At 67.6% G+C, this 18,928-nt stretch carries 21 protein-coding genes; 2 read left to right on the top strand and 19 right to left on the bottom strand.

The window, feature by feature from the left end; translation table 11 throughout:
• The 10 genes from pheT to infC all read right to left on the bottom strand — a co-directional run bounded on the left by pheT (position 1) and on the right by infC (position 9,284).
• Positions 1-2,514: a phenylalanine--tRNA ligase subunit beta gene (pheT, locus tag MNR00_RS06100; RefSeq protein ID WP_241928270.1), complete on the bottom strand. Its 2,514-nt coding sequence runs from the start codon at positions 2,512-2,514 to the stop codon at positions 1-3.
• Positions 2,514-3,554, bottom strand: a complete 1,041-nt coding sequence (gene pheS / locus MNR00_RS06095; RefSeq protein WP_241928269.1) for a phenylalanine--tRNA ligase subunit alpha — start codon at positions 3,552-3,554, stop codon at positions 2,514-2,516. The genes pheT and pheS overlap by 1 nt, the downstream gene beginning before the upstream one ends.
• A 42-nt stretch (positions 3,555-3,596) precedes the next feature.
• Complete coding sequence (locus tag MNR00_RS06090) at positions 3,597-4,517, bottom strand: amino acid ABC transporter permease (protein ID WP_241928268.1); 921 nt, start codon at positions 4,515-4,517, stop codon at positions 3,597-3,599.
• Complete coding sequence (locus MNR00_RS06085; RefSeq protein WP_241928267.1) at positions 4,514-5,170, bottom strand: amino acid ABC transporter permease; 657 nt, start codon at positions 5,168-5,170, stop codon at positions 4,514-4,516. The genes MNR00_RS06090 and MNR00_RS06085 overlap by 4 nt, the downstream gene beginning before the upstream one ends.
• 68 nt (positions 5,171-5,238) lie before the next feature.
• Entirely contained in the window at positions 5,239-6,150 is a 912-nt protein-coding gene (locus MNR00_RS06080) for a glutamate ABC transporter substrate-binding protein (RefSeq protein WP_241928266.1), read from the bottom strand.
• A 34-nt stretch (positions 6,151-6,184) separates the two neighbouring features.
• On the bottom strand, positions 6,185-6,934 hold the full coding sequence (locus MNR00_RS06075; RefSeq protein ID WP_241928265.1) for an amino acid ABC transporter ATP-binding protein: 750 nt from the start codon (positions 6,932-6,934) through the stop codon (positions 6,185-6,187).
• Between the two features lie 93 nt (positions 6,935-7,027).
• Complete coding sequence (locus MNR00_RS06070; protein ID WP_241928264.1) at positions 7,028-7,834, bottom strand: RNA methyltransferase; 807 nt, start codon at positions 7,832-7,834, stop codon at positions 7,028-7,030.
• Positions 7,835-7,925: 91 nt separating this feature from the next.
• On the bottom strand, positions 7,926-8,312 hold the full coding sequence (rplT, locus tag MNR00_RS06065; RefSeq protein WP_241928263.1) for a 50S ribosomal protein L20: 387 nt from the start codon (positions 8,310-8,312) through the stop codon (positions 7,926-7,928).
• A gap of 33 nt (positions 8,313-8,345) precedes the next feature.
• Entirely contained in the window at positions 8,346-8,543 is a 198-nt protein-coding gene (gene rpmI, locus MNR00_RS06060; RefSeq protein ID WP_087133207.1) for a 50S ribosomal protein L35, read from the bottom strand.
• A 72-nt stretch (positions 8,544-8,615) separates the two neighbouring features.
• The gene (gene infC / locus MNR00_RS06055; protein WP_241928262.1) at positions 8,616-9,284 is read right to left on the bottom strand and encodes a translation initiation factor IF-3; all 669 of its coding nucleotides are present in this window, start codon (positions 9,282-9,284) and stop codon (positions 8,616-8,618) included.
• Between the two features lie 194 nt (positions 9,285-9,478).
• On the opposite strand from infC, the gene MNR00_RS06050 reads away from it, so the two are divergent.
• Positions 9,479-9,871, top strand: a complete 393-nt coding sequence (locus MNR00_RS06050) for a DUF1844 domain-containing protein (protein ID WP_241928261.1) — start codon at positions 9,479-9,481, stop codon at positions 9,869-9,871.
• On the opposite strand, the gene MNR00_RS06045 is transcribed toward MNR00_RS06050, so the two are convergent.
• The 8 genes from MNR00_RS06045 to MNR00_RS06010 all read right to left on the bottom strand — a co-directional run bounded on the left by MNR00_RS06045 (position 9,868) and on the right by MNR00_RS06010 (position 15,535).
• Positions 9,868-10,620 carry a DUF3626 domain-containing protein gene (locus tag MNR00_RS06045; RefSeq protein ID WP_241928260.1) on the bottom strand — a complete coding sequence of 251 codons (753 nt, stop codon included), beginning with the start codon at positions 10,618-10,620 and terminating at the stop codon, positions 9,868-9,870. The two genes, MNR00_RS06050 and MNR00_RS06045, sit on opposite strands and share 4 nt — an antisense overlap.
• A gap of 9 nt (positions 10,621-10,629) precedes the next feature.
• Positions 10,630-11,046, bottom strand: a complete 417-nt coding sequence (locus MNR00_RS06040) for a hypothetical protein (protein WP_241928259.1) — start codon at positions 11,044-11,046, stop codon at positions 10,630-10,632.
• Between the two features lie 45 nt (positions 11,047-11,091).
• A complete protein-coding gene (locus MNR00_RS06035) occupies positions 11,092-11,895 on the bottom strand; it encodes an SseB family protein (RefSeq protein ID WP_241928258.1) in 804 nt (267 codons plus the stop codon).
• Entirely contained in the window at positions 11,882-12,628 is a 747-nt protein-coding gene (gene priA / locus MNR00_RS06030) for a bifunctional 1-(5-phosphoribosyl)-5-((5-phosphoribosylamino)methylideneamino)imidazole-4-carboxamide isomerase/phosphoribosylanthranilate isomerase PriA (protein WP_241928257.1), read from the bottom strand. The genes MNR00_RS06035 and priA overlap by 14 nt, the downstream gene beginning before the upstream one ends.
• A 112-nt stretch (positions 12,629-12,740) precedes the next feature.
• Complete coding sequence (gene hisH, locus MNR00_RS06025; RefSeq protein ID WP_241928256.1) at positions 12,741-13,373, bottom strand: imidazole glycerol phosphate synthase subunit HisH; 633 nt, start codon at positions 13,371-13,373, stop codon at positions 12,741-12,743.
• Complete coding sequence (gene hisB, locus MNR00_RS06020; RefSeq protein WP_241928255.1) at positions 13,370-14,005, bottom strand: imidazoleglycerol-phosphate dehydratase HisB; 636 nt, start codon at positions 14,003-14,005, stop codon at positions 13,370-13,372. The genes hisH and hisB overlap by 4 nt, the downstream gene beginning before the upstream one ends.
• Positions 14,002-15,093, bottom strand: coding sequence for a histidinol-phosphate transaminase (locus MNR00_RS06015; RefSeq protein WP_241928254.1), 1,092 nt, complete (start codon positions 15,091-15,093; stop codon positions 14,002-14,004). Before MNR00_RS06015 ends, hisB begins: the two co-directional genes overlap by 4 nt.
• Before the next feature lie 43 nt (positions 15,094-15,136).
• Positions 15,137-15,535: a LysM peptidoglycan-binding domain-containing protein gene (locus MNR00_RS06010; protein WP_241928253.1), complete on the bottom strand. Its 399-nt coding sequence runs from the start codon at positions 15,533-15,535 to the stop codon at positions 15,137-15,139.
• A 320-nt stretch (positions 15,536-15,855) separates the two neighbouring features.
• Here MNR00_RS06010 and lexA point away from each other — a divergent pair, with 320 nt between their 5' ends.
• The gene (gene lexA, locus MNR00_RS06005; protein ID WP_241928252.1) at positions 15,856-16,542 is read left to right on the top strand and encodes a transcriptional repressor LexA; all 687 of its coding nucleotides are present in this window, start codon (positions 15,856-15,858) and stop codon (positions 16,540-16,542) included.
• 69 nt (positions 16,543-16,611) lie between these two features.
• Here the strand turns inward: lexA and metE are convergent, their stop codons facing one another.
• Positions 16,612-18,924: a 5-methyltetrahydropteroyltriglutamate--homocysteine S-methyltransferase gene (gene metE, locus MNR00_RS06000; RefSeq protein ID WP_241928251.1), complete on the bottom strand. Its 2,313-nt coding sequence runs from the start codon at positions 18,922-18,924 to the stop codon at positions 16,612-16,614.
• Positions 18,925-18,928: the final 4 nt, after the last annotated feature.

Here is an 18,928-nt window from a genome sequence, read left to right as displayed (position 1 = left end):
TCAGTCGCGGATGCCGGCGCCGAAGCGCTCGGTCGCGACGGCGACACCGGCGAGCTTCGCCTCGGTCGCCTCTGCGGCCGTGAGGGTGCGATCGGATGCCCGGAATCGCAGCGCGTAGCTGAGGCTCTTCTTGCCCTCGTCCAGACCTTCGCCGCGGTAGTCGTCGACGAGTCGAGCCGATTCGAGCAGGTCTCCTGCACCCTCGATCAGAGCGGCGCGGACCTCGGATGCCGGGACCTCGACGCCGACGACGAGCGAGACGTCCTGCGTGGCCGCAGGGAACGTCGACAGCGATTCGGCGACGACACGCTCCCCCGCCAGCGTCAGCAGGCGGTCGAGGTCGAGCTCGACGACGATCACGCGGCCAAGAAGGTCGGCGTCTGCCGAGACCTGCGGGTGCAGTTCGCCGACGAATCCGATCTGCTCACCGCGCACGCTCAGCGAACCGGCGCGTCCCGGGTGCAGGGCCGCACGCTGCGTCTGCGTCACGTCGATCGCGGCGCCGGCGGCGACGCCGATCACTCGAACCGCATCCAGAGCGTCCGACAGGTCGACGTGCTCCGCGGAGCGACCCGGCTGGCGCGGCGTGATGTTGCCGGCGAGCAGCACGGCCACGTGACGCGGCTGCGGCGGGATCGCCGCGTTCAGTTCGGCAAGCGTCTCGTCGCTCGGGCGCTGCCCTAGGGGCGGGATGAAGTCGGTGCCGTACTCGACGCCGGGCTCTGGGGTGAAGACCGAGCCGATCTCGAAGACGCCGAGGTCGACCAGACCGCGGGAGATGTTGCGGTGCGCGGTCTGCACCAGGGCGGGCAGCAGCGAGCGGCGCAGGAACGGCGCCTGTCCGTCAAGCGCGTTCGCCAGGCGGATGCTGGGCAGGTGCTCACCCGACGCGGAGCCGTGCAGGTCGTTGAGCTCCTCGGATGTGAACGGGAAGGACGGCGTCTCGACGAGGCCGGAAGCTGCGAGGGCATCCGCCACGCGCTTGCGCCCCTGCTGCAGCGCCGTGTATCCACGGCCGGACGGCGGAGTCGGCAGCACCGACGGGATGCGGTCGAGTCCGTGGATGCGAGCCACCTCTTCGACAAGAGTCCACTTGTCGGTGAGGTCGGGGCGCCAGCTCGGCGGGATGACGAGCCAGCCACCGTCGCCATCAGCAGCGGCGTCGACTTCGGCACCGATCGTCTGCAGCGCACCGACGACCTCGTCGTCGGTGTAGTCCACGCCGATGACGCCCTGCGTGAAGCCACGCGGCAGGTCGATGCCGGCGATCTCGACGTCGGCGTACAGCGCGCCGCCCTCATCGGTCAGCGTGCCACCGGCGAGCTCTACCATCAGGTCGGCCACGCGGCGTGCCGCGACGAAGGGGATCAGCGGGTCGGTGCCGCGCTCGAAGCGCTTGGACGCTTCGCTCGGCAGCTTGTGCCGACGTGCGGAGCGCGCGATCGTGATCGGGTCGAAGCTGGCCGCCTCGACCAGCACATTGCGGGTCGTGTCGCTCATCTCGGTGGTGCCGCCGCCCATGACGCCGGCCAGTCCGATCGCACCCGAGCCGTCGGTGATGAGCAGGTCATCGGTGTGCAGGGCTCGATCCTGACCATCGAGCGTCGTCATCCGCTCGCCTTCGTTCGCGCGCCGCACGACGATGCCGCCGTTGAGCTTGTCGAGATCGTAGCCGTGCACGGGGTTGCCGAGCTCAAGCATGACGTAGTTGGTGATGTCGATGAGAACGCCGAGCGAGCGCATCCCGGCGAGTGCCAGCCGCGCGATCATCCACGGCGGAGTCTGGCGGGACGGGTCGACGCCGCGGACCACGCGGGCGACGAACTCGCGCGCACCGATGTTGCCGCGGATCGGGCTGCGGTCATCGACGCTGATCGAGAAGCCGGAACCCGGCTGAAGCTCGGCGAAATCGCGCTCGGCGGGGTCGCGGAAGGCCGCACCCGTGGCGTGCGAGTACTCGCGCGCGAGCCCGCGCAGCGAGAACGCGTAGCCGCGATCAGGGGTGACGTTCACCTCGACGGCGATGTCGTCCAGGTGCAGCAGCTCGATGGCATCCGATCCGACCTCAGGGTCAAGACCCAGCGTCGAGAGCACGATGATTCCGTCATGCTCGTCGCCGAGGCCGAGCTCGCGGGCCGAGGCGATCATGCCGTCCGAGACGTGACCGTACGTCTTGCGTGCCGCGATCGGGAACGGGCCGGGCAGCACAGCCCCCGGCAGGGAGACCACGACCTTGTCGCCGACGACGAAGTTGTGCGCACCGCAGACGATGCCTCGCACGCCGCCGTTCGCTGCGCCGACATCGACCTGGCACCAGTTGATCGTCTTGCCGTTCTTCTGCGGCTCGGGCTCGATGGAGAGCACCTGACCGACCACGACCGGGCCAGTGATCTCGAAGCGGTGGATGTCCTCCTCTTCGAAGCCGACCGACACGAACGACGCGAGAACGTCCTCCGGAGTGGCGTCTGCGGCCACCTCGACGTATTCACGCAGCCACGAAAGCGGAACGCGCATCACACCACCATCCCGAACTGCTCGCTGAAGCGCACATCACCCTCGGCCATGTCGCGCATGTCCTTCACATCGCTGCGGAACATCAGGGCGCGCTCGACGCCGATGCCGAAGGCGAACCCGCTGTACACCTCGGGGTCGATGCCCGCCGCCCGAAGCACGTTGGGATTGACCATGCCGCAGCCGCCCCATTCGATCCACTGCGCGCCGCCCTTGAAGGTCGGATGCCACAGATCGAACTCCGCGGAGGGCTCGGTGAACGGGAAGTAGTTGGTCCGCAGGCGCGTCTTGGCCTCGGAGCCGAAGAGCTGGCGCGCGAGGTGGTCGAGCGTTCCCTTCAGGTGGGCCATCGTGATGCCCTTGTCGACGACCAGGCCCTCGACCTGGGTGAACACCGGCAGGTGCGTCGCATCGAACTCGTCGGTGCGGTAGACCCGGCCGGGACACAGCACGTAGATCGGCACCTCACGGTCGAGCATCGAGCGCACCTGCACGGGGCTGGTGTGCGTGCGCATCACGAGGTGGCGCGAGGTGGGGTCGACGTAGAAGGTGTCTTGCTCCTGACGCGCCGGGTGGTCCTCGTCGAAGTTCAGGGCATCGAAGTTGAACCACTCGTGCTCGAGCTCCGGTCCCTCTGCGATCTCCCAGCCCATGCCGACGAAGATGTCGCTGATCTGCTCCTGCAGGAGCGGGAGCGGATGCCTGGCGCCGACGCGCGAGCGCGATGCGAGCGCCGTGATGTCGACCCGCTCCGCCTCGAGTCGCGCTGCGGTCTCGGCTTCGGCGAGCTCGGCCTCCTTGGCGGCGAGTGCCTGCGTCACGCGGCCTCTCCCCTGCCCGATGAGCTTGCCGAACGCGGCCTTGTGCTCGGGGGCGACCTGGCGCATCGACGCGTTCAGCACGGCGAGGGGCGAGCCCTCTGCCACGTGCTCGGCGCGGGCGGCCTTCAGCTGCGCGGTGTCGGCCGATGCAGTGATCGCGGCCAGCGCCGCGACGACTGCGGCCTCGACCGCTTCTGGAGTGATTTCGGGAACGTCAGACACGAGATGAGAGTCTACCGGGGCGGGATGACCCGCCCCGCCTGATCACATCCCCTGGGAATCGAACTTGCCTAGCGACTTCTGCGCCGCGATCACCTCGGTGACCGTGGAGCCCTCGTGGATCCTCGGATCTGCCTCGCCGCCGGCCGCCGTGTAGGCCGTCAGCTTCGCGGAGTGGCGGGTCTTGACCTCGATCCACTTCGCGATGCCCGACAGGATCAGACACATCACGATGTAGATGCCGCCGATGACGAAAGCGGACTGCAGGATCGGCCGGCCCTGCTGCGAGCTGAGCAGCTTGGCGTAGTACAGCAGCTCTGGGTAGGTGATGATGAAGCCGAGTGCGGTGTCCTTCATGGTCACCACGAGTTGGGCGACGATGACGGGCAGCATCGCGCGGACCGCCTGCGGGAAGAGGATGAGGCGCATGACGCCGTTCTTGCGCAGACCGATCGCGTAGCCGGCCTCCTTCTGGCCGCTCGGCAGCGCCTCGATGCCGGCACGGAAGACCTCGGCGAGCACAGAGCCGTTGTACGCCATCAGTGCGAGCACGACTGCCCAGTAGGGATCCATCCTGACCCCGACGACCGGCAGGCCGTAGTACAGCAGCATCATCAGCACGAGCACGGGGATCGCGCGCAGCAACTCGGTGATCCAGGTGACGGGGATGCGCACCCAGGCGTGGTCGGAGAGCCGACCGACGGCCAGCACGAGACCGAGCACGATGCTGAGAACGGCGGCCAGCGCGAAGGCGGCCAGTGTGTTGCCCAGTGCCTTGAGAATGCCCATCCACACGGCAGTGAAGGTGAACACGCGCCACTTCGAGGCCTCGAACTGGCCGGACTCCCACAGCCGGTAGACCATGAAGCCGATCACGGCGACGACCAGCACCACGGTGATCACGGCGAGGATCCGGTTGCGCGCGATCGCGCGGGGCCCTGGGACGTCGTACAGGACGGAAGTCATCGCGCGATCCTCCACTTGTTCTCGAGCGTTCGCTGGCCCCAGCTCATCAGCAGCACCAGGGCGACGAAGACGACCGCGACCCAGAGCAGGACCTCCATCGGGTTGCCTGGGCGGCCAGGGGCATCGTTGATCGTTGCGCGCAGTGCCGCGAGCTCGGAGATCGCGAAGCCTGCGGCGACCGTCGTGTTCTTCAGCAGCGCGATGAACACGCTCATCATCGGAGGCACGACGGATCGGAACGCCTGCGGCATGATGATCAGCGTCATGACCTGCCCGAACGGCAGGCCGATCGCGCGGGCGGCCTCGGCCTGGCCGACTGGCACGGTGTTGATGCCGGCCCGCAGCACCTCAGCGACGTAGGTCGCGGTGTAGATGCCGATCGCGAGGATGCCGAGGACGGTGTTCGACATGTCCGGCAGCCCGAGTTGGGGGTAGCCGAAGACGAAGAAGAAGAAGACCAGCGTGAGCGGGGTGTTGCGCACGAGGTTGACGTAGACGGTGCCGACCGCACGGGCGATGGGCACCGGCGAGACGCGCATGGCGCCGACGATGATGCCGAGCACCAGTGCGATGATGCCGCCGAACACGAAGACCATCAGCGTGTTGGTGAGCGCCTCGCTCCACAGGTCGAGGTTGCCGAAGATGACGTCCACGTCGTCTCATTCCTCCGTCGGATGATGGGTGCGGGGGCAGGCCGGACGCCCACCCCCGCACATGTCACTCAGTACGCGTCGACCGCGGGCTGCTCGACCTTGATCCCCGAGTCGCCGAGGTTGTTGTCGAAGATCTGCTGCCAGATGTCGCCGCCGTCGGTGAACAGGGTGTTGATGTGGGCGCGCAGCGCGTCATCGCCCTTGGGCAGGCCGACGCCGTAGCGCTCTTCGGTGAACAGACCGCCGGTCACCTTGACGTCGTCAGGGTACTGGGCCGCGTAGCCGATCAGGATCGCCTGGTCGGTGGTGACCGCGTCGACCTTGCCGCTGATCAGGTCCTCGACACAGGCCGAGTACAGGTCGTACTCCTGCGTCTTGATCTCGGGGAAGTTCGCCTTGATGTTCTGGATCGGCGTGGAGCCGGTGGCCGAGCAGACGGTCTTGCCGTTGAAGTCCTCGAGCTTGTCGGCCTCAGGCGCGTCCTTCGCGACCAGAAGACCCTGACCGGTGATGAAGTAGGGACCAGCGAAGTCGATCTGCTCCTTGCGCTTGTCATTGATCGAGTAGGTGCCGACGTAGTAGTCGATGTCACCGTTCACGATCGACTGCTCGCGGTTCGCCGACGCGATCGGCTTGAACTCGATCTGCTTCTCGTCGAAACCGAGCGATGCGGCGATCCAGCGGGCGATGTCGACGTCGAAGCCAGTGCGCTCACCGGTGGTCACGTCGAGGTAGCCGAGACCAGGCTGGTCCTCCTTGACGCCGATGACCACGCCGTCGCGCTCCTTCATGGCATCGAACGTGGGGCTGCCGTCGAGCTTGACGTCCTTGGCGACCGTCCACGGAGTCGACGAGCCGCTCGAGTCATCACCGCCGGCGTCGCCGCCGGGGTCGGAGGGGGTGCCGCTGTTGCAGGCGGTCAGTGCGAGCAGCGCCACGGTTGCGATGCCGAGGCCTGCCAGTGTGCGTGTACGTCGCATGTTCGTCTCCTTTTGGGGATGTGGGAAGGGAAAATCAGTGGGTGAGGAGCTTCGAGAGGAAGTCCTTGGCGCGGTTGCTCTTCGGATTGGTGAAGAACTCCTCTGGGGTCGCCTCTTCGACGATCTGGCCGTCGGCCATGAAGACCACGCGGTTCGCTGCCTTGCGTGCGAAGCCCATCTCGTGCGTGACGACGATCATCGTCATGCCCTCTTTCGCGAGACCGACCATCACATCGAGGACCTCGTTGATCATCTCGGGGTCAAGGGCGCTGGTCGGCTCGTCGAAGAGCATCACCTTCGGGCGCATGGCGAGGGCACGCGCGATGGCGACGCGCTGCTGCTGTCCGCCCGAGAGCTGAGCGGGGAGCTTGGATGCCTGCTGAGCGACTCCCACGCGCTCCAGGAGCGCCATGGCCTCCTTCTCAGCATCCGCCTTCTTCAGCCCACGCACCTTGATCGGGCCGAGAGTGACGTTCTCAAGGATCGTCAGATGGGCGAAGAGGTTGAAGGACTGGAAGACCATGCCGACCTCGGCACGGAGGTTGGCCAGCCCCTTGCCCTCAGCGGGCAGTGTCTTGCCGTCGATGCGGATCTCGCCGCTCGTGATCGTCTCGAGTCGATTGATCGTGCGGCAGAGCGTGGACTTTCCGGAACCGGAGGGCCCGATGACGACGACGACCTCACCCTTCTTGACGGTGAGGTTGATGTCTTTCAGCGCCTGGAAATCTCCGTAGTGCTTCTGGACGTTGTCGACCACCACGAGGGCGTCAGTGCTCTCTGCCATGTCGTCAACTGTAGAGCCGACAGGCGTCAGGCATGCGGGCGCGCCGGGGACTTTACCGATTCGTGACCGTGCCGGACCGACGACGGCACAGGCTCAGGCGTCGGCGCGCTGCGCGAATGCGCTCTCGTACAGGCACACGCTCGCGGCCGTCGCGAGGTTCAGCGACTCTGCGCGCCCGAAGATCGGCAGCCTGAGCGCGCGGTCGGCAAGCTCGAGCGCTTCGGGCTCGAGACCCCTGGCCTCGTTTCCGAACAGCCAAGCGGTGGGGCGGGCGAGCGCACCTTCTGCGCGCGCCGCCAGCAGGTCGTCACCCTTCACATCGGCGGCGACCACCTGGAGTCCGGCCGCGTGCGCACGGGTGATGACGTCGTCGAGGTCGCCGCCGACCGAGATCGGCAGGTGGAACAGCGATCCGGTCGTGGAGCGCACCACCTTGGGGTTGTAAGGATCGACCGTGCGGCCGGTCAGCACGACAGCATCCGCCCCCGACGCATCCGCGGCGCGGATGATCGTGCCGAGGTTGCCTGGGTCGCGCACCTCTTCGCAGATCGCGATGAGGCGGGGGGATGCCGCGAAGATGTCCTTCACCGCGGTCGGCGTCTGCCTGGCGACGGCGATCAGTCCCTGCGGGGTGACAGTGTCGGCCATCGCGGCGAGCACGTCCTCCGTCACGAACTCGACCTCGAGGTCGACGGAGGCGGCGAAATCACGGATGTCGGCGTAGCGCTCCCACGTCGTGGGGGTCGCGTACAGCTCTTCGATGGCCTCCGGCAGATACCGCAGCGCCTCACGGACCGCCTGGGGACCTTCGAGCAGGAACAGACCGGTCTCGACCCTCGCGCTGCGCTTGGACAGCTTGGCGACGGCACGGACACGGGGCGAGCGAGGATTCTCCAGCACGAGGTCAGTCTATCGGCGTCACCCGCGTGCTTCCGGAACGCGAAACGGGCGCCTCCCCGGAGGGAGACGCCCGTCTGTGATCAGCAGAAGATCAGGCAGCGGCCTTCGGAGCGTTGACGTCCGAGGGAAGAGCCTTCTTCGCGGTCTCGACCAGCGACGCGAACGCACCGGCGTCGGTCACGGCGAGCTCGGCGAGCATGCGGCGGTCGACCTGCACGCCGGCGAGGCCGAGGCCCTGCATGAAGCGGTTGTACGTGATGCCGTTCTGGCGGGCAGCGGCGTTGATGCGCTGGATCCACAGACGACGGAAGTCGCCCTTGCGCTTGCGACGGTCACGGTACGCGTAGACGAGCGAGTGGGTGACCTGCTCCTTCGCCTTGCGGTACAGGCGCGAACGCTGGCCACGGTAACCCGAGGCGCGTTCCAGGATGACGCGACGCTTCTTGTGCGCGTTTACCGCGCGCTTGACTCTAGCCATTTTCGTGTATTCCTATTCGTGCTTGCGTCGGGCTCAGCCGCGGCCGAGAAGCTTGTTGGCGACCTTGGTGTCGGCCTTCGAGAGGACCTGGTCCTGGTTCAGGCGGCGCGTGCGACGGCTCGACTTGTGCTCGAGGTTGTGGCGCATACCGGCCTGCTGCTTCTTCAGCTTTCCGCTGCCGGTGATCTTGAAGCGCTTCTTCGCACCCGAGTGGGTCTTCTGCTTCGGCATCTTCTCTTCCTTCGTGTGGCGCCCTGGCGGGCGACGGTGGGTACCCGCTCGGGAGCGGGAGACTGGGGGCCGCTATGCGGCGGATTCGTCGTTCGACTCGGCGTCGGTCGACGTGGACTTCGCGTCGCGCGCAGCCTGCTTGTTCGCAGAGCGCACAGCGTTCTGCTCAGCCTTGGCCTCGGACTTGTTCTTGAGCGGAGCGACGACCATGACCATGTTGCGTCCGTCGATCGTCGGGTTCGACTCGACAGTGCCGAACTCGGCGACGTCCTCGGCGAACTTGCGCAGCAGGCGAACGCCCTGCTCGGGACGCGACTGCTCGCGACCGCGGAACAGGATCATGGCCTTGACCTTGTCACCGGCCTTGAGGAAGCCCTCGGCGCGCTTGAGCTTGGTCGTGTAGTCGTGAGCCTCGATCTTCAGGCGGAAGCGCACCTCCTTGAGGATGGTGTTCGCCTGGTTGCGACGTGCTTCCTTCGCCTTCTGCGCGGCCTCGTACTTGAACTTGCCGTAGTCCATGATCTTGACCACGGGCGGCTTGGAGTTGGGTGCCACCTCGACGAGGTCGAGATCGGCTTCCTGGGCCAGACGCAGCGCTGCCTCGATGCGGACAACACCGATCTGCTCACCCGCGGGGCCGACGAGGCGGACCTCGGGGACGCGGATGCGCTCATTGGTACGGGGATCGCTGATGCGGAGCTCCTTAGACGTGGATTTCGGCCATCGGAATGCTGTCGGCATCCCGAGCGAAGTCGGAGTTCTCCCCACCCGCCGACGCATTGGAAGCACCGGCTTGTTGCACCCATTCCACCGGAAGCCGGCGGGGCGCAGAACCCGGTAGCCTTGAACGGCAAGCGCGGGTGGGATTGAATCCTCTTTCGTTCCGGAGCATGACACTCCGGAGCCCGCAGAAGTCTAACAGAAAGCATGCCGAAGTGACGATTCCTGCCGACGACCACCGCCATGACGACCGCCACGAGAACTGGGCGCGGCAGGAAGAGGCCGCGACCGCGGCGACACGCGACATCGCCGATGTGCCGGCCGTCGAAGTGATCACCACGACCGCCGTTCATCTGATGAGCGCGGCCGCCGTCAAGCTCGGACTCGCCGACGACCCCGAGAACCAGCTCGACCTCGACGAGGCGCGCAAGCTGATCAACGCCCTGGCGGGTCTCATCACGGCCGGAGCCCCTGAGGTCAGCAGCGCGCACGCCAGCCCGCTGCGCGACGGACTGCGTTCGCTGCAGCTCGCGTTCCGCGAGGCCTCCCCCATCCCCGACCCGATCGGCAAGGGCCCAGGCGAGAAGTGGACCGGCCCGGTCAACTAGGCGTCGATCACGCGGCCGAAGCGCGCCAGCAGGTGCCAGACCCGTTTGAGAGTCTGAGGATCGTGCCGTGCTGAGCGCGCGGCCTCGCCGATCACGTCGGGCGCGAGATCGGATGCCAATGATCGCGCCAGCTCGGCAGGCGCGACACCCCGATAGTCGTCATCCAGCAGCTCCGTGACGACCCGGAACCCGGGGTGGAACTCGACTGCGCAGCCCAGCCGTGCAGCTGCTCGCTCGATGGACGTGCCTGCGAAGCACGGGTCAAGCACGATGGCGTCGATATCCTCCGCGAAGCGGATGCCTCCGTGCACGTGCGCCTCGACGTAGCGGTCCAGCAGATCGAATCGGTCAGCCAGCATCCGCTCCACGAGCGCGTCCGCGCCGACGATCTCGACGACACCGTCCGGCTCGAACACCGAGTCCGGATAGCAGAACGTCGTGCGAGCGGTGACTTCGGGACGAAGCCGCAGATGCGCTGACCCGAACCGCGTCGCAGGACCGTACGGGTCATCCAGCCGGAGCGCCCCGTACAGCGGTCGCTCCGCTTTCGGGCCGCCGTCGTACCGCCCACCGAAAAGACGACTCTCCCACTGCCAGCGATCGCCGCCCGCCTGCGCGGTCAGGCCCCCGTTCGAGGTGCCTGTCTCGAACTGCGAGCGATATCGGCCGGCATCCGCCATCGCCTCGATGACCGTCCGATCCTGGAAGGGCCAATCCGGATGGAAGTGGAGCGCGACCGACGGCAGCATCCCTCGAGCCTAGGGGGTCAGCACCACGGGATCCGCGGTCGACGGGCCGCCGCAGCGGGCCGTGGAGTGGATCCAGTCGATGTCGTGCTCCGATTCGTCGAGGAGCGCACCCCTATCGTCCGTGACGCGGATGTTCGCGGTCTCGACCGGTGCACGTCCGTGGAATGAGAACGTCCAGACGCCGTTCCGTTCGACGGCCCCGATCTGCTCGGCGGTCCCCGTCGCCTTGCCGGGATCCGGCGAGCAGACCGCCCCGTCGCAGAGCTGCACCCAGGCAGCAGCCGGAATCGCTCCGGCGTCCACCTCGAGGACGGTGATGTAGCCGATCGCCGGGCACACGTCGCCATCGATCATCGGATCCGCACCGCACGACGTCACCAGCATCCCCGCAGCAGCGAGTCCGAGCACCGCGACGAATCTGCGCATGCCCCGACCCTATCTGGCCCGTGACGTGCGTGAAGTGCGGGGCGATCAGCCCTCGGAGCGGGTGAGCTTCACGGTCAGCGAGTCCACGAGCACGGCCATGCGATCATCAGCCGACCAGCGCTGCGCGAGGCGCGCGAGCACAGCATCCAGCGTCGCGCGCTCGAGGCCGTCGATGAGCTCCAGAGTGACGATCAGCTCGGGACCGCGCATGCGGGCATCCGAATCCCCCGCCGCGACCACCACGTCGATCACGGCCAGCTCGTGCGCGATGCTCTCGCGCAGCGCCGCGAAGACCTCGGGCGAGAGGAAGCTCGGCTCCCAAGCCTGGTCCTGTGCGATCGCCCACACCGCAGGGCGACGCAGCACGAACTCGGTGTCGGATGCCGGATCCAGCACGATCAGGTCGGTCTCCTCGCTCGACGCCGACAGCGCCACGCGCACGGCTTCGACCGGGATCGGGCGCGCCAGCGGATCCCATCGCCGCATCGTGTCGACCGACGAGAACACCGGCTGCACTCGCCGTCCGTCCGGGGCTGCGACCGTGACGATCGACAGCTCCTGCGTCTTGTCGACCTTCAAGCCGGTGGGGCCGATGCCCTCATCGCCCTTCTCGGCGACCAGCGGCACCAGTACGCGGGCACTGCGGAACGCCTCGACGACCTCGGCCTGAGACCCGTCGCCGGCGCGGAAGCGCAGCAGCGCCGCCAGCAGGGCAGGGTCGGCCGAGCCGTCATCCGAAGCGTTCGCGTTCGGCTCGAAGCTGCGCCCCTCCCATGGGACGCCGGCTGAGTCGCCCGTGTTGGCGTGGTGGGCGTCGTCGTGCGCGCTGATGTCCTCAGTCCCCTGCAACGTCCAGTGCCTCGGCCAGCGTGAACTGTCCGGCGTAGAGCGCCTTGCCGACGATGGCACCCTCGACGCCGAGCGGCACCAGCTCGCGCAGCGCCGCGATGTCGTCCAGCGTGGCCACGCCGCCGGAGGCGATCACAGGCTTGGGCGTGCGCGAGGTGATCTCGCGCAGCAGGTCGAGGTTCGGGCCGCGCAGCGTGCCGTCCTTGGTGACGTCAGTGACGACGTAGCGGCTGCAGCCGGCCTCTTCGAGGCGCTCCAGCACCTCCCAGATGTCGCCGCCCTCTTCGGTCCAGCCACGAGCCGCGAGGGTCGTGCCGCGCACATCGAGTCCGACGGCGATCGCCTCGCCGTAGCGGCTGATCACATCCGCCGCCCACTCGGGGTTCTCGAGGGCCGCGGTGCCGAGGTTGATGCGGGATGCGCCCGACTCGAGGGCCGCCTCGAGGCTGGCGTCGTCGCGGATGCCACCGGAGACCTCGACGTTCACTCCGCGGTACTGCTTGATGACCTTGCGCAGGATCGCCGAATTGCTGCCGCGACCGAACGCCGCATCGAGATCGACGAGGTGGATCCACTGCGCTCCGGCGTCGACGAACTCACCCGCCGCGTCAACAGGGTCGCCGTAGTTGGTCTCGGTGCCCGCCTCGCCCTGGGTGAGTCGCACCGCCTTTCCGCCCGCGACGTCCACGGCAGGCAGCAGGATCAGAGAAGGTGACTGTGCGAAATCGTTCATGACGTCCTTGGAGAAGGGGGTATGTGGGCCCGGATGGGCACGAGAGCGGCCACAGTGGCACGAGAGTTGAGAGTAGTCGGCGGCGGCGCAGTCCTCAAACCCTGTTGCAGCGTCAGAGGGATTCGACCCAGTTGCGCAGCAGTCGGATGCCAGCATCGCCGGACTTCTCGGGGTGGAACTGGGTGGCGGAGAGCGGACCGTTCTCGACGGCGGCGATGAACCTCTCGCCGTGTGTGGCGTACGTGACCGCAGGCTTCGGGAACGGCGGGATCACGTCCAGCTCCCATTCCTTCGCGGCGAACGAGTGCACGAAGTAGAAGCGCTCGTGCTCGAGGCCGCGGAACAGCACAGATCCTTCGCCAGGCTCGACCGTGTTCCAGCCCATGTGCGGCAGCACCGGGGCTTCGAGCTCGGTGACCGTGCCCGGCCACTCCCCCAGTCCCTCGGTGTTCTGCCCTCGCTCCAAGCCGCGCTCGAACATCACCTGCATGCCGACGCAGATGCCCAGCACGGGACGCCCGCCGGCCAGTCGCCGGTCGATGATCTCATCGCCACCATGGGCGCGCAACGCCTCATGGACGGCCGCGAATGCGCCGACGCCCGGCACCACGAGACCGTCGGCGGCGAGTGCCCGGTCGCGATCACGGGTCAGCTCCACGTCGGCTCCGGCCGCGACCAGCGCCTTGACGGCGGAGTGGACGTTGCCCGACTCGTAGTCGAAGACCGCGACGTGCGCAGTGCTCACAGCGCGCCCTTCGTGGACGGGATGCCCTCGACCAGGGGGTCGGCAGCCTTGGCCTGACGGAACGCACGCGCGAACGCCTTGAACTCGGCCTCGGCGATGTGGTGCGGATCGCGACCCCCGAGAACCCGGACGTGCACGGTGAGCCCAGCGTTGAACGTGATCGCCTCGAAGACGTGACGCACCAGCGAGCCGGTGAAGTGCCCGCCGATGAGGTGGAATTCGAAACCGGCAGGCTCGCCGTCGTGCACCAGGAACGGACGCCCCGAGATGTCGACGACCGCCTGCGCGAGTGCTTCGTCCAACGGCACGAGCGCATCGCCGTAGCGGGAGATGCCGGCCTTGTCGCCCAAAGCCTCACGGATCGCCTGTCCGAGCACGATCGAGATGTCCTCGACGGTGTGGTGCGCGTCGATCTGGGTGTCACCGTTCGCGCGAACGGTGAGGTCGGTGAGCGAGTGCTTCGCGAAGGCCGTGAGCATGTGGTCGAAGAACGGCACGGAGGTGTCGATGTCGCTGCGGCCGGTGCCGTCGAGGTTCACCTCGACCTCGACCGTCGATTCCGACGTGCTGCGCGTGCGCTTTGCAGTCCGAGAGTGCTGTGCGTTGCCCTTGACGGGGCGGAGGTCGCTCATGAGGGTGATCCTATCGACGCGAGTGCTTCCAGAAAGGCAGTGGTCTCGGCCTCAGTGCCCGCCGAGACGCGGAGGTGACCGGGGATGCCGACATCGCGGATGAGGACTCCGCGCTCGTACAGGGCTCGCCAGAGTGCCTGCGGGTCATCGACGCCGCCGAACAGCACGAAGTTCGACCACGATTCGTGCGGCAGGTAGCCGAGCGCTTCCAGCGTCGCGGAGATGCGATCGCGCTGCTCGACGATCTCGTCGACCATGCGCAGCATGGTCTCGGCGTTGCGCAGTGCCGCGACGGCGGCCGCCTGGGTCAGGGCGCTGAGGTGGTAGGGCAGGCGCACGAGGCGCAGCGCGTCGATGAATGCCGGGTCGGCCGCGAGGTATCCCACCCTGGCACCCGCGAAGGCGAAGGCCTTGCTCATGGTGCGCGAGATCGCCAGTCGCGGGCGGCCGTGCAGCACCGTGACCGCCGAGACGGCGTCGCGTGGAGCGAACTCGAAGTACGCCTCGTCGACGATCACCACACCGCGTGCTGCTTCGTACACCGCGGCGATCACGTCGAGCCCGAGCGGCGTGCCCGTCGGATTGTTGGGCGCGCACAGCAGCACGACGTCAGGGTCGGCGGCGGCGACCTGAGCGGCGGCATCCTGCGGGGTGAGCGTGTAGTCGTCATCCCGCGTGCCGGCGACCCAGCGTGCACCGGTGCCCTGGGCGATAAGCGGGTACATCGAGTACGTCGGCGCGAATCCGAACACCGTGCGCCCAGGACCCGCGAACGCCTGCATGATGTGCTGCAGCACCTCGTTGGAGCCGTTGCCGGCCCAGATCTGCTCGGCGGTGAGGCCATGACCGAGGTAGTCGGCGAATCCCTCGCGAAGCGTCGTGAACTCGCGGTCCGGGTATCGGTTGACGTCGCGCAGAGCGAGAGCGATGTCGTCGAGGATGTCGCTGGCGACCTCATCCGGAACCGGATGAGTGTTCTCGTTCACGTTCAGCGCGACGGGCAGAGGGGCCTGCGGAGCGCCGTAGGGAGTGAGCCCGCGAAGATCATCGCGGAGGGGCAGCTCATCGAGGGAGGTCACCCTTCCCATCGTAGGGCGAGCACCCGCCTTCGGCGGCTTCGTGACGGTCGGGTCAGTTGGCGTACGCGACCGGGATCGCGATATCGGAGCCGACCTGAATCAGTCCGGAGCTGAGGTTGTTCAGGCGCTTGACGTCTTCGATGACGACACGCGGGTCCGCTTCAGGTGCGACCTCGGCGGCGATCGACCAGAGCGTGTCGCCTGGCAGCACGGTCACCGTCTCGAACGAGACCGGTGCCGCCTGCGCACCGGAGGCGAGGGCGGACCCACCGGCGATCACCGAGACGGCGATGCCGATCACGATCGGGAGCGCGGCGATCGCGAGGAGGACGCGACGTCCACGCGTGGTCAGCCGCAGGCGGGTCGCCTTCACAGCCGGCACGTTCACAGGCCGGATCGGGTACACCGCGACCTGCGTGGTCATGGGTGCCGAGATTCCGATCGTGCTCATGTGATGCTCCTCTGCTCTGCCGCTGTTCTGCACTGGCGGTGTTCTGGGCCGAAGTGTCATAGCTTTCGCATCCGGCATCCGGCCGGGGAGGCCGGATGCGAAGCTACGTACCGAATGTATCTTCGAACTCGAACATCTGTCAAGAATTCTTCGAAACCGGATCACCTGATTCTTCGACACGCTCGAACAGATCTTCCGTTTTCACCTGTATCTCGGATACGGTTTCGATATGGACAGCCCATCATGGGCCACCGACATTCGAACCGGATGCCCGCGACCACGCGGATCCGCACCGGGCAGGAAGGTATGAAGGAGCACCGATGAGCGACAACACCGCCCCCGCATCCGAGGCTCCGCGTACACGTCGACGCAAGAGCCTGAGCGCGAAGCAGATGGCCATCCTCGAGGTGATTCAGACGTCGATCGCTCGGCACGGCTACCCGCCGAGCATGCGCGAGATCGGCGATGCCGTCGGCTTGAAGTCGCTGTCCAGCGTCACGCATCAGCTCGGCCAGCTCGAGCTCAGCGGCTACCTGCGCCGGGACCCTGGCAAGACCAGGGCGATGGAAGTGCTGATCGACCTGCCCGGCTCAGGCACCGAGAATCCGGCAGACACGGCGCCGTCCGTTGGCGACGCCGCACTCGTGCCACTCGTGGGGCAGATCGCCGCAGGCGTGCCGATCACCGCCGACCAGCAGGTGGAGGAGATCTTCCCGCTGCCGCGTCAGCTGGTCGGCAAGGGCGACCTCTTCATGCTGAAGGTCAGCGGCGAGTCGATGATCGACGCGGCCATCTGCGACGGCGACTGGGTCGTCGTGCGCACGCAGAACAACGCCGAGAACGGTGAGATCGTCGCAGCGATGATCGACGGCGAGGCCACGGTGAAGACGTTCCGCCGGCGCGACGGCCACACCTGGCTGCTCCCACGCAACTCGGCTTTCGAGCCGATCCTCGGCGATGACGCCGTCGTGCTCGGCAAGGTCGTCGCGGTGCTGCGCGCCGTCTGACAACAGCCAGAACGCGGAAATGCCCCCGCCGGTCTGAACCGGCGGGGGCATTTCTCATCGACTCGTGAGTCAGACGGCGACAGCCACGTCCTCGCGCACGCGACGGGTGGCCTCGACGATGTTGCGCAGCGAGGCGACGGTCTCGTCATAGCCGCGGGTCTTCAGACCGCAGTCCGGGTTGACCCACAGCTGGCGCATCGGCAGGGCGTCGACGGCACGGCGCAGCAGCACCTCGATCTCGTCGATGCTCGGCACACGGGGCGAGTGGATGTCGTACACGCCGGGGCCGATGCCGTGGTCGAAGCCGTACTCCGCGATGTCGCCGACGACGGCCATGCGGCTGCGGGCCGCCTCGATCGAGGTGACGTCGGCGTCCAGCGCGCGAATCGCGTCGATCACGACGCCGAACTCCGAATAGCAGAGGTGCGTGTGGATCTGCGTGGCAGCCGCCGCGCCGCCGGTGGCGAGGCGGAACGATCCCACCGACCAGTCCAGGTAGGCGGCCTGGTCGGCCGTCTTCAGCGGCAGCAGCTCGCGCAGCGCCGGCTCGTCGACCTGGATGATGGCGATGCCGGCCTGCTCGAGGTCGGCGATCTCATCGCGCAGTGCCAGGGCGACCTGGTTCGCGGTCTCGCCGAGGGGCTGGTCGTCACGCACGAACGACCAGGCCAGGATCGTCACGGGGCCGGTCAGCATGCCCTTGACGTGCTTGACGCTCAGCGACTGCGAATAGCCAGCCCAGGAGATCGTGATGGGCGCCGGACGCGACACATCGCCCCACAGGATCGAGGGCCGAGTGGCGCGCGAGCCGTAGGACTGCACCCAGCCGTGCTGCGTGACGGCGAACCCGTCGAGGTTCTCGGCGAAGTACTGCACCATGTCGTTGCGCTCCGGCTCGCCATGCACCAGCACGTCGAGGCCGAGGTCCTCCTGCAGCGCGACGACCTGATCGATCTCGCGCTTGAGGAACACGTCGTAGTCCTCGGCTGGCAGCTCGCCACGCAGGAACTGAGCGCGGGCGCGGCGGATGTCGCCGGTCTGCGGGAACGACCCGATGGTCGTGAGCGGCAGCGCGGGCAGGTCCAGCGCCTGCTGTGCGCTCTCGCGCTCCTCGTACGCGACGCGCGAGAAGTCGGCGTCCGCCACCTCGCGACCGCGCACGGCGCCGTCACGGACGCCGGGGGCGTCCTGACGATCCGTCAGCGCAGCGGATGCCTCGGCGAGCTCGGCAGCGATGGCATCCCGCCCCTGCGCGAGTCCCGCTGCGAGCGTCACGACCTGGCCGACCTTCTGGTCGGCGAACGCCAGCCACGACACGAGACGAGGATCGAGCAGCGTCTCCTCGGCGACATCGTGCGGCACGTGCAGCAGCGAGGTCGAGGTCGACGCCGCCACCGAGGTGGCTCCAAGAGCCCGCAGCGCCTCGAGCTTGTCGAAAGCGCCGTCAAGGTCGCCGCGCCAGATGTTGTGACCGTCGATCACACCGCCGACGAGCACCTTGTCGCCCAGCGCCGGAAGCGCGGCAGGAACATCGCCGCGCACCAGGTCGATCGCGATCGCCTCGATGGGAGCTGCGGCCAGAACGGCGAGCGTGTCGCCGAGAGCGGCGTAGGGTGCGGCCACCAGGATCGACGGGCGCTCCGAGGCGCCGCCGAGCACGGCGAGAGCGCGGGCCGCAGCACCCGCCAGCGTCGCGGTGTCGACCGGCAGCGACTCGCTGACCAGTGCCGGCTCATCCAGCTGCACCCACTCGGCACCGGCTGCCTTCAGCTGCGACAGCAGCTCGACGTACACCGGCAGCACATCATCCAGACGCGTGAGCGGGTCGTAGCCCTCTGGCGCAGCATCCGACGCCTTCGCCAGCGCGAGCAGCGTGACGGGCCCGACGATGACGGGGCGGGTGCGGAAGCCGCCGGCTGCCGCCTCGCGCACCTGGCGCACGATGCTGTCGTTCGACAGCGAGAAATTCGTCTCGGGTCCGATCTCTGGCACGAGGTAGTGGTAGTTCGAGTCGAACCACTTCGTCATCTCGGATGCTGCACGGTCGCCCTCTCCGCGGGCGATCGTGAAGTACGCCGGCAGCCCGATCGTGCCGTCGGCCTCGCGCAGGTCCTCGAAGCGTGCCGGGATCGCGCCGACGGTCACAGCAGCGTCGAGCACCTGGTCGTAGAACGAGAACGACTCCGGGATGGCGGAGTCCTCGCTGCCGAGACCCAGCGACGCCAGGCGCACTCGGGTCGCCGCGCGCAGCGCAGCGGCGGTGCTCTCCAGCTCTGCCTGATCGATGCGACCGGCCCAGAAGGACTCGACGGCCTTCTTCAGCTCGCGACGACGTCCGATGCGCGGGTAGCCGAGGATCGTCCCGGCGGGGAAAGCGGTCATGAGA

Source organism: Microbacterium sp. H1-D42 (genome assembly GCF_022637555.1).
Lineage (GTDB): Bacteria > Actinomycetota > Actinomycetes > Actinomycetales > Microbacteriaceae > Microbacterium.
The sequence above is the reverse complement of the archived record's forward strand: the minus strand, read 5'-3'. Positions and strand labels throughout refer to the sequence as shown.

Bases quoted from the DNA above. Each gene is read 5' to 3' on its own strand.
- pheT (WP_241928270.1), bottom strand. From the start codon at position 2,514: ATGCGCGTTCCGCTTTCGTGGCTGCGTGAATACGTCGAGGTGGCCGCA.
- MNR00_RS06090 (WP_241928268.1), bottom strand. From the start codon at position 4,517: ATGACTTCCGTCCTGTACGACGTCCCAGGGCCCCGCGCGATCGCGCGC.
- MNR00_RS06080 (WP_241928266.1), bottom strand. From the start codon at position 6,150: ATGCGACGTACACGCACACTGGCAGGCCTCGGCATCGCAACCGTGGCG.
- MNR00_RS06075 (WP_241928265.1), bottom strand. From the start codon at position 6,934: ATGGCAGAGAGCACTGACGCCCTCGTGGTGGTCGACAACGTCCAGAAG.
- rplT (WP_241928263.1), bottom strand. From the start codon at position 8,312: ATGGCTAGAGTCAAGCGCGCGGTAAACGCGCACAAGAAGCGTCGCGTC.
- rpmI (WP_087133207.1), bottom strand. From the start codon at position 8,543: ATGCCGAAGCAGAAGACCCACTCGGGTGCGAAGAAGCGCTTCAAGATC.
- infC (WP_241928262.1), bottom strand. From the start codon at position 9,284: ATGCCGACAGCATTCCGATGGCCGAAATCCACGTCTAAGGAGCTCCGC.
- MNR00_RS06045 (WP_241928260.1), bottom strand. From the start codon at position 10,620: ATGCTGCCGTCGGTCGCGCTCCACTTCCATCCGGATTGGCCCTTCCAG.
- MNR00_RS06040 (WP_241928259.1), bottom strand. From the start codon at position 11,046: ATGCGCAGATTCGTCGCGGTGCTCGGACTCGCTGCTGCGGGGATGCTG.
- priA (WP_241928257.1), bottom strand. From the start codon at position 12,628: ATGAACGATTTCGCACAGTCACCTTCTCTGATCCTGCTGCCTGCCGTG.
- hisB (WP_241928255.1), bottom strand. From the start codon at position 14,005: ATGAGCGACCTCCGCCCCGTCAAGGGCAACGCACAGCACTCTCGGACT.
- MNR00_RS06015 (WP_241928254.1), bottom strand. From the start codon at position 15,093: ATGGGAAGGGTGACCTCCCTCGATGAGCTGCCCCTCCGCGATGATCTT.
- MNR00_RS06010 (WP_241928253.1), bottom strand. From the start codon at position 15,535: ATGAGCACGATCGGAATCTCGGCACCCATGACCACGCAGGTCGCGGTG.
- lexA (WP_241928252.1), top strand. From the start codon at position 15,856: ATGAGCGACAACACCGCCCCCGCATCCGAGGCTCCGCGTACACGTCGA.
- metE (WP_241928251.1), bottom strand. From the start codon at position 18,924: ATGACCGCTTTCCCCGCCGGGACGATCCTCGGCTACCCGCGCATCGGA.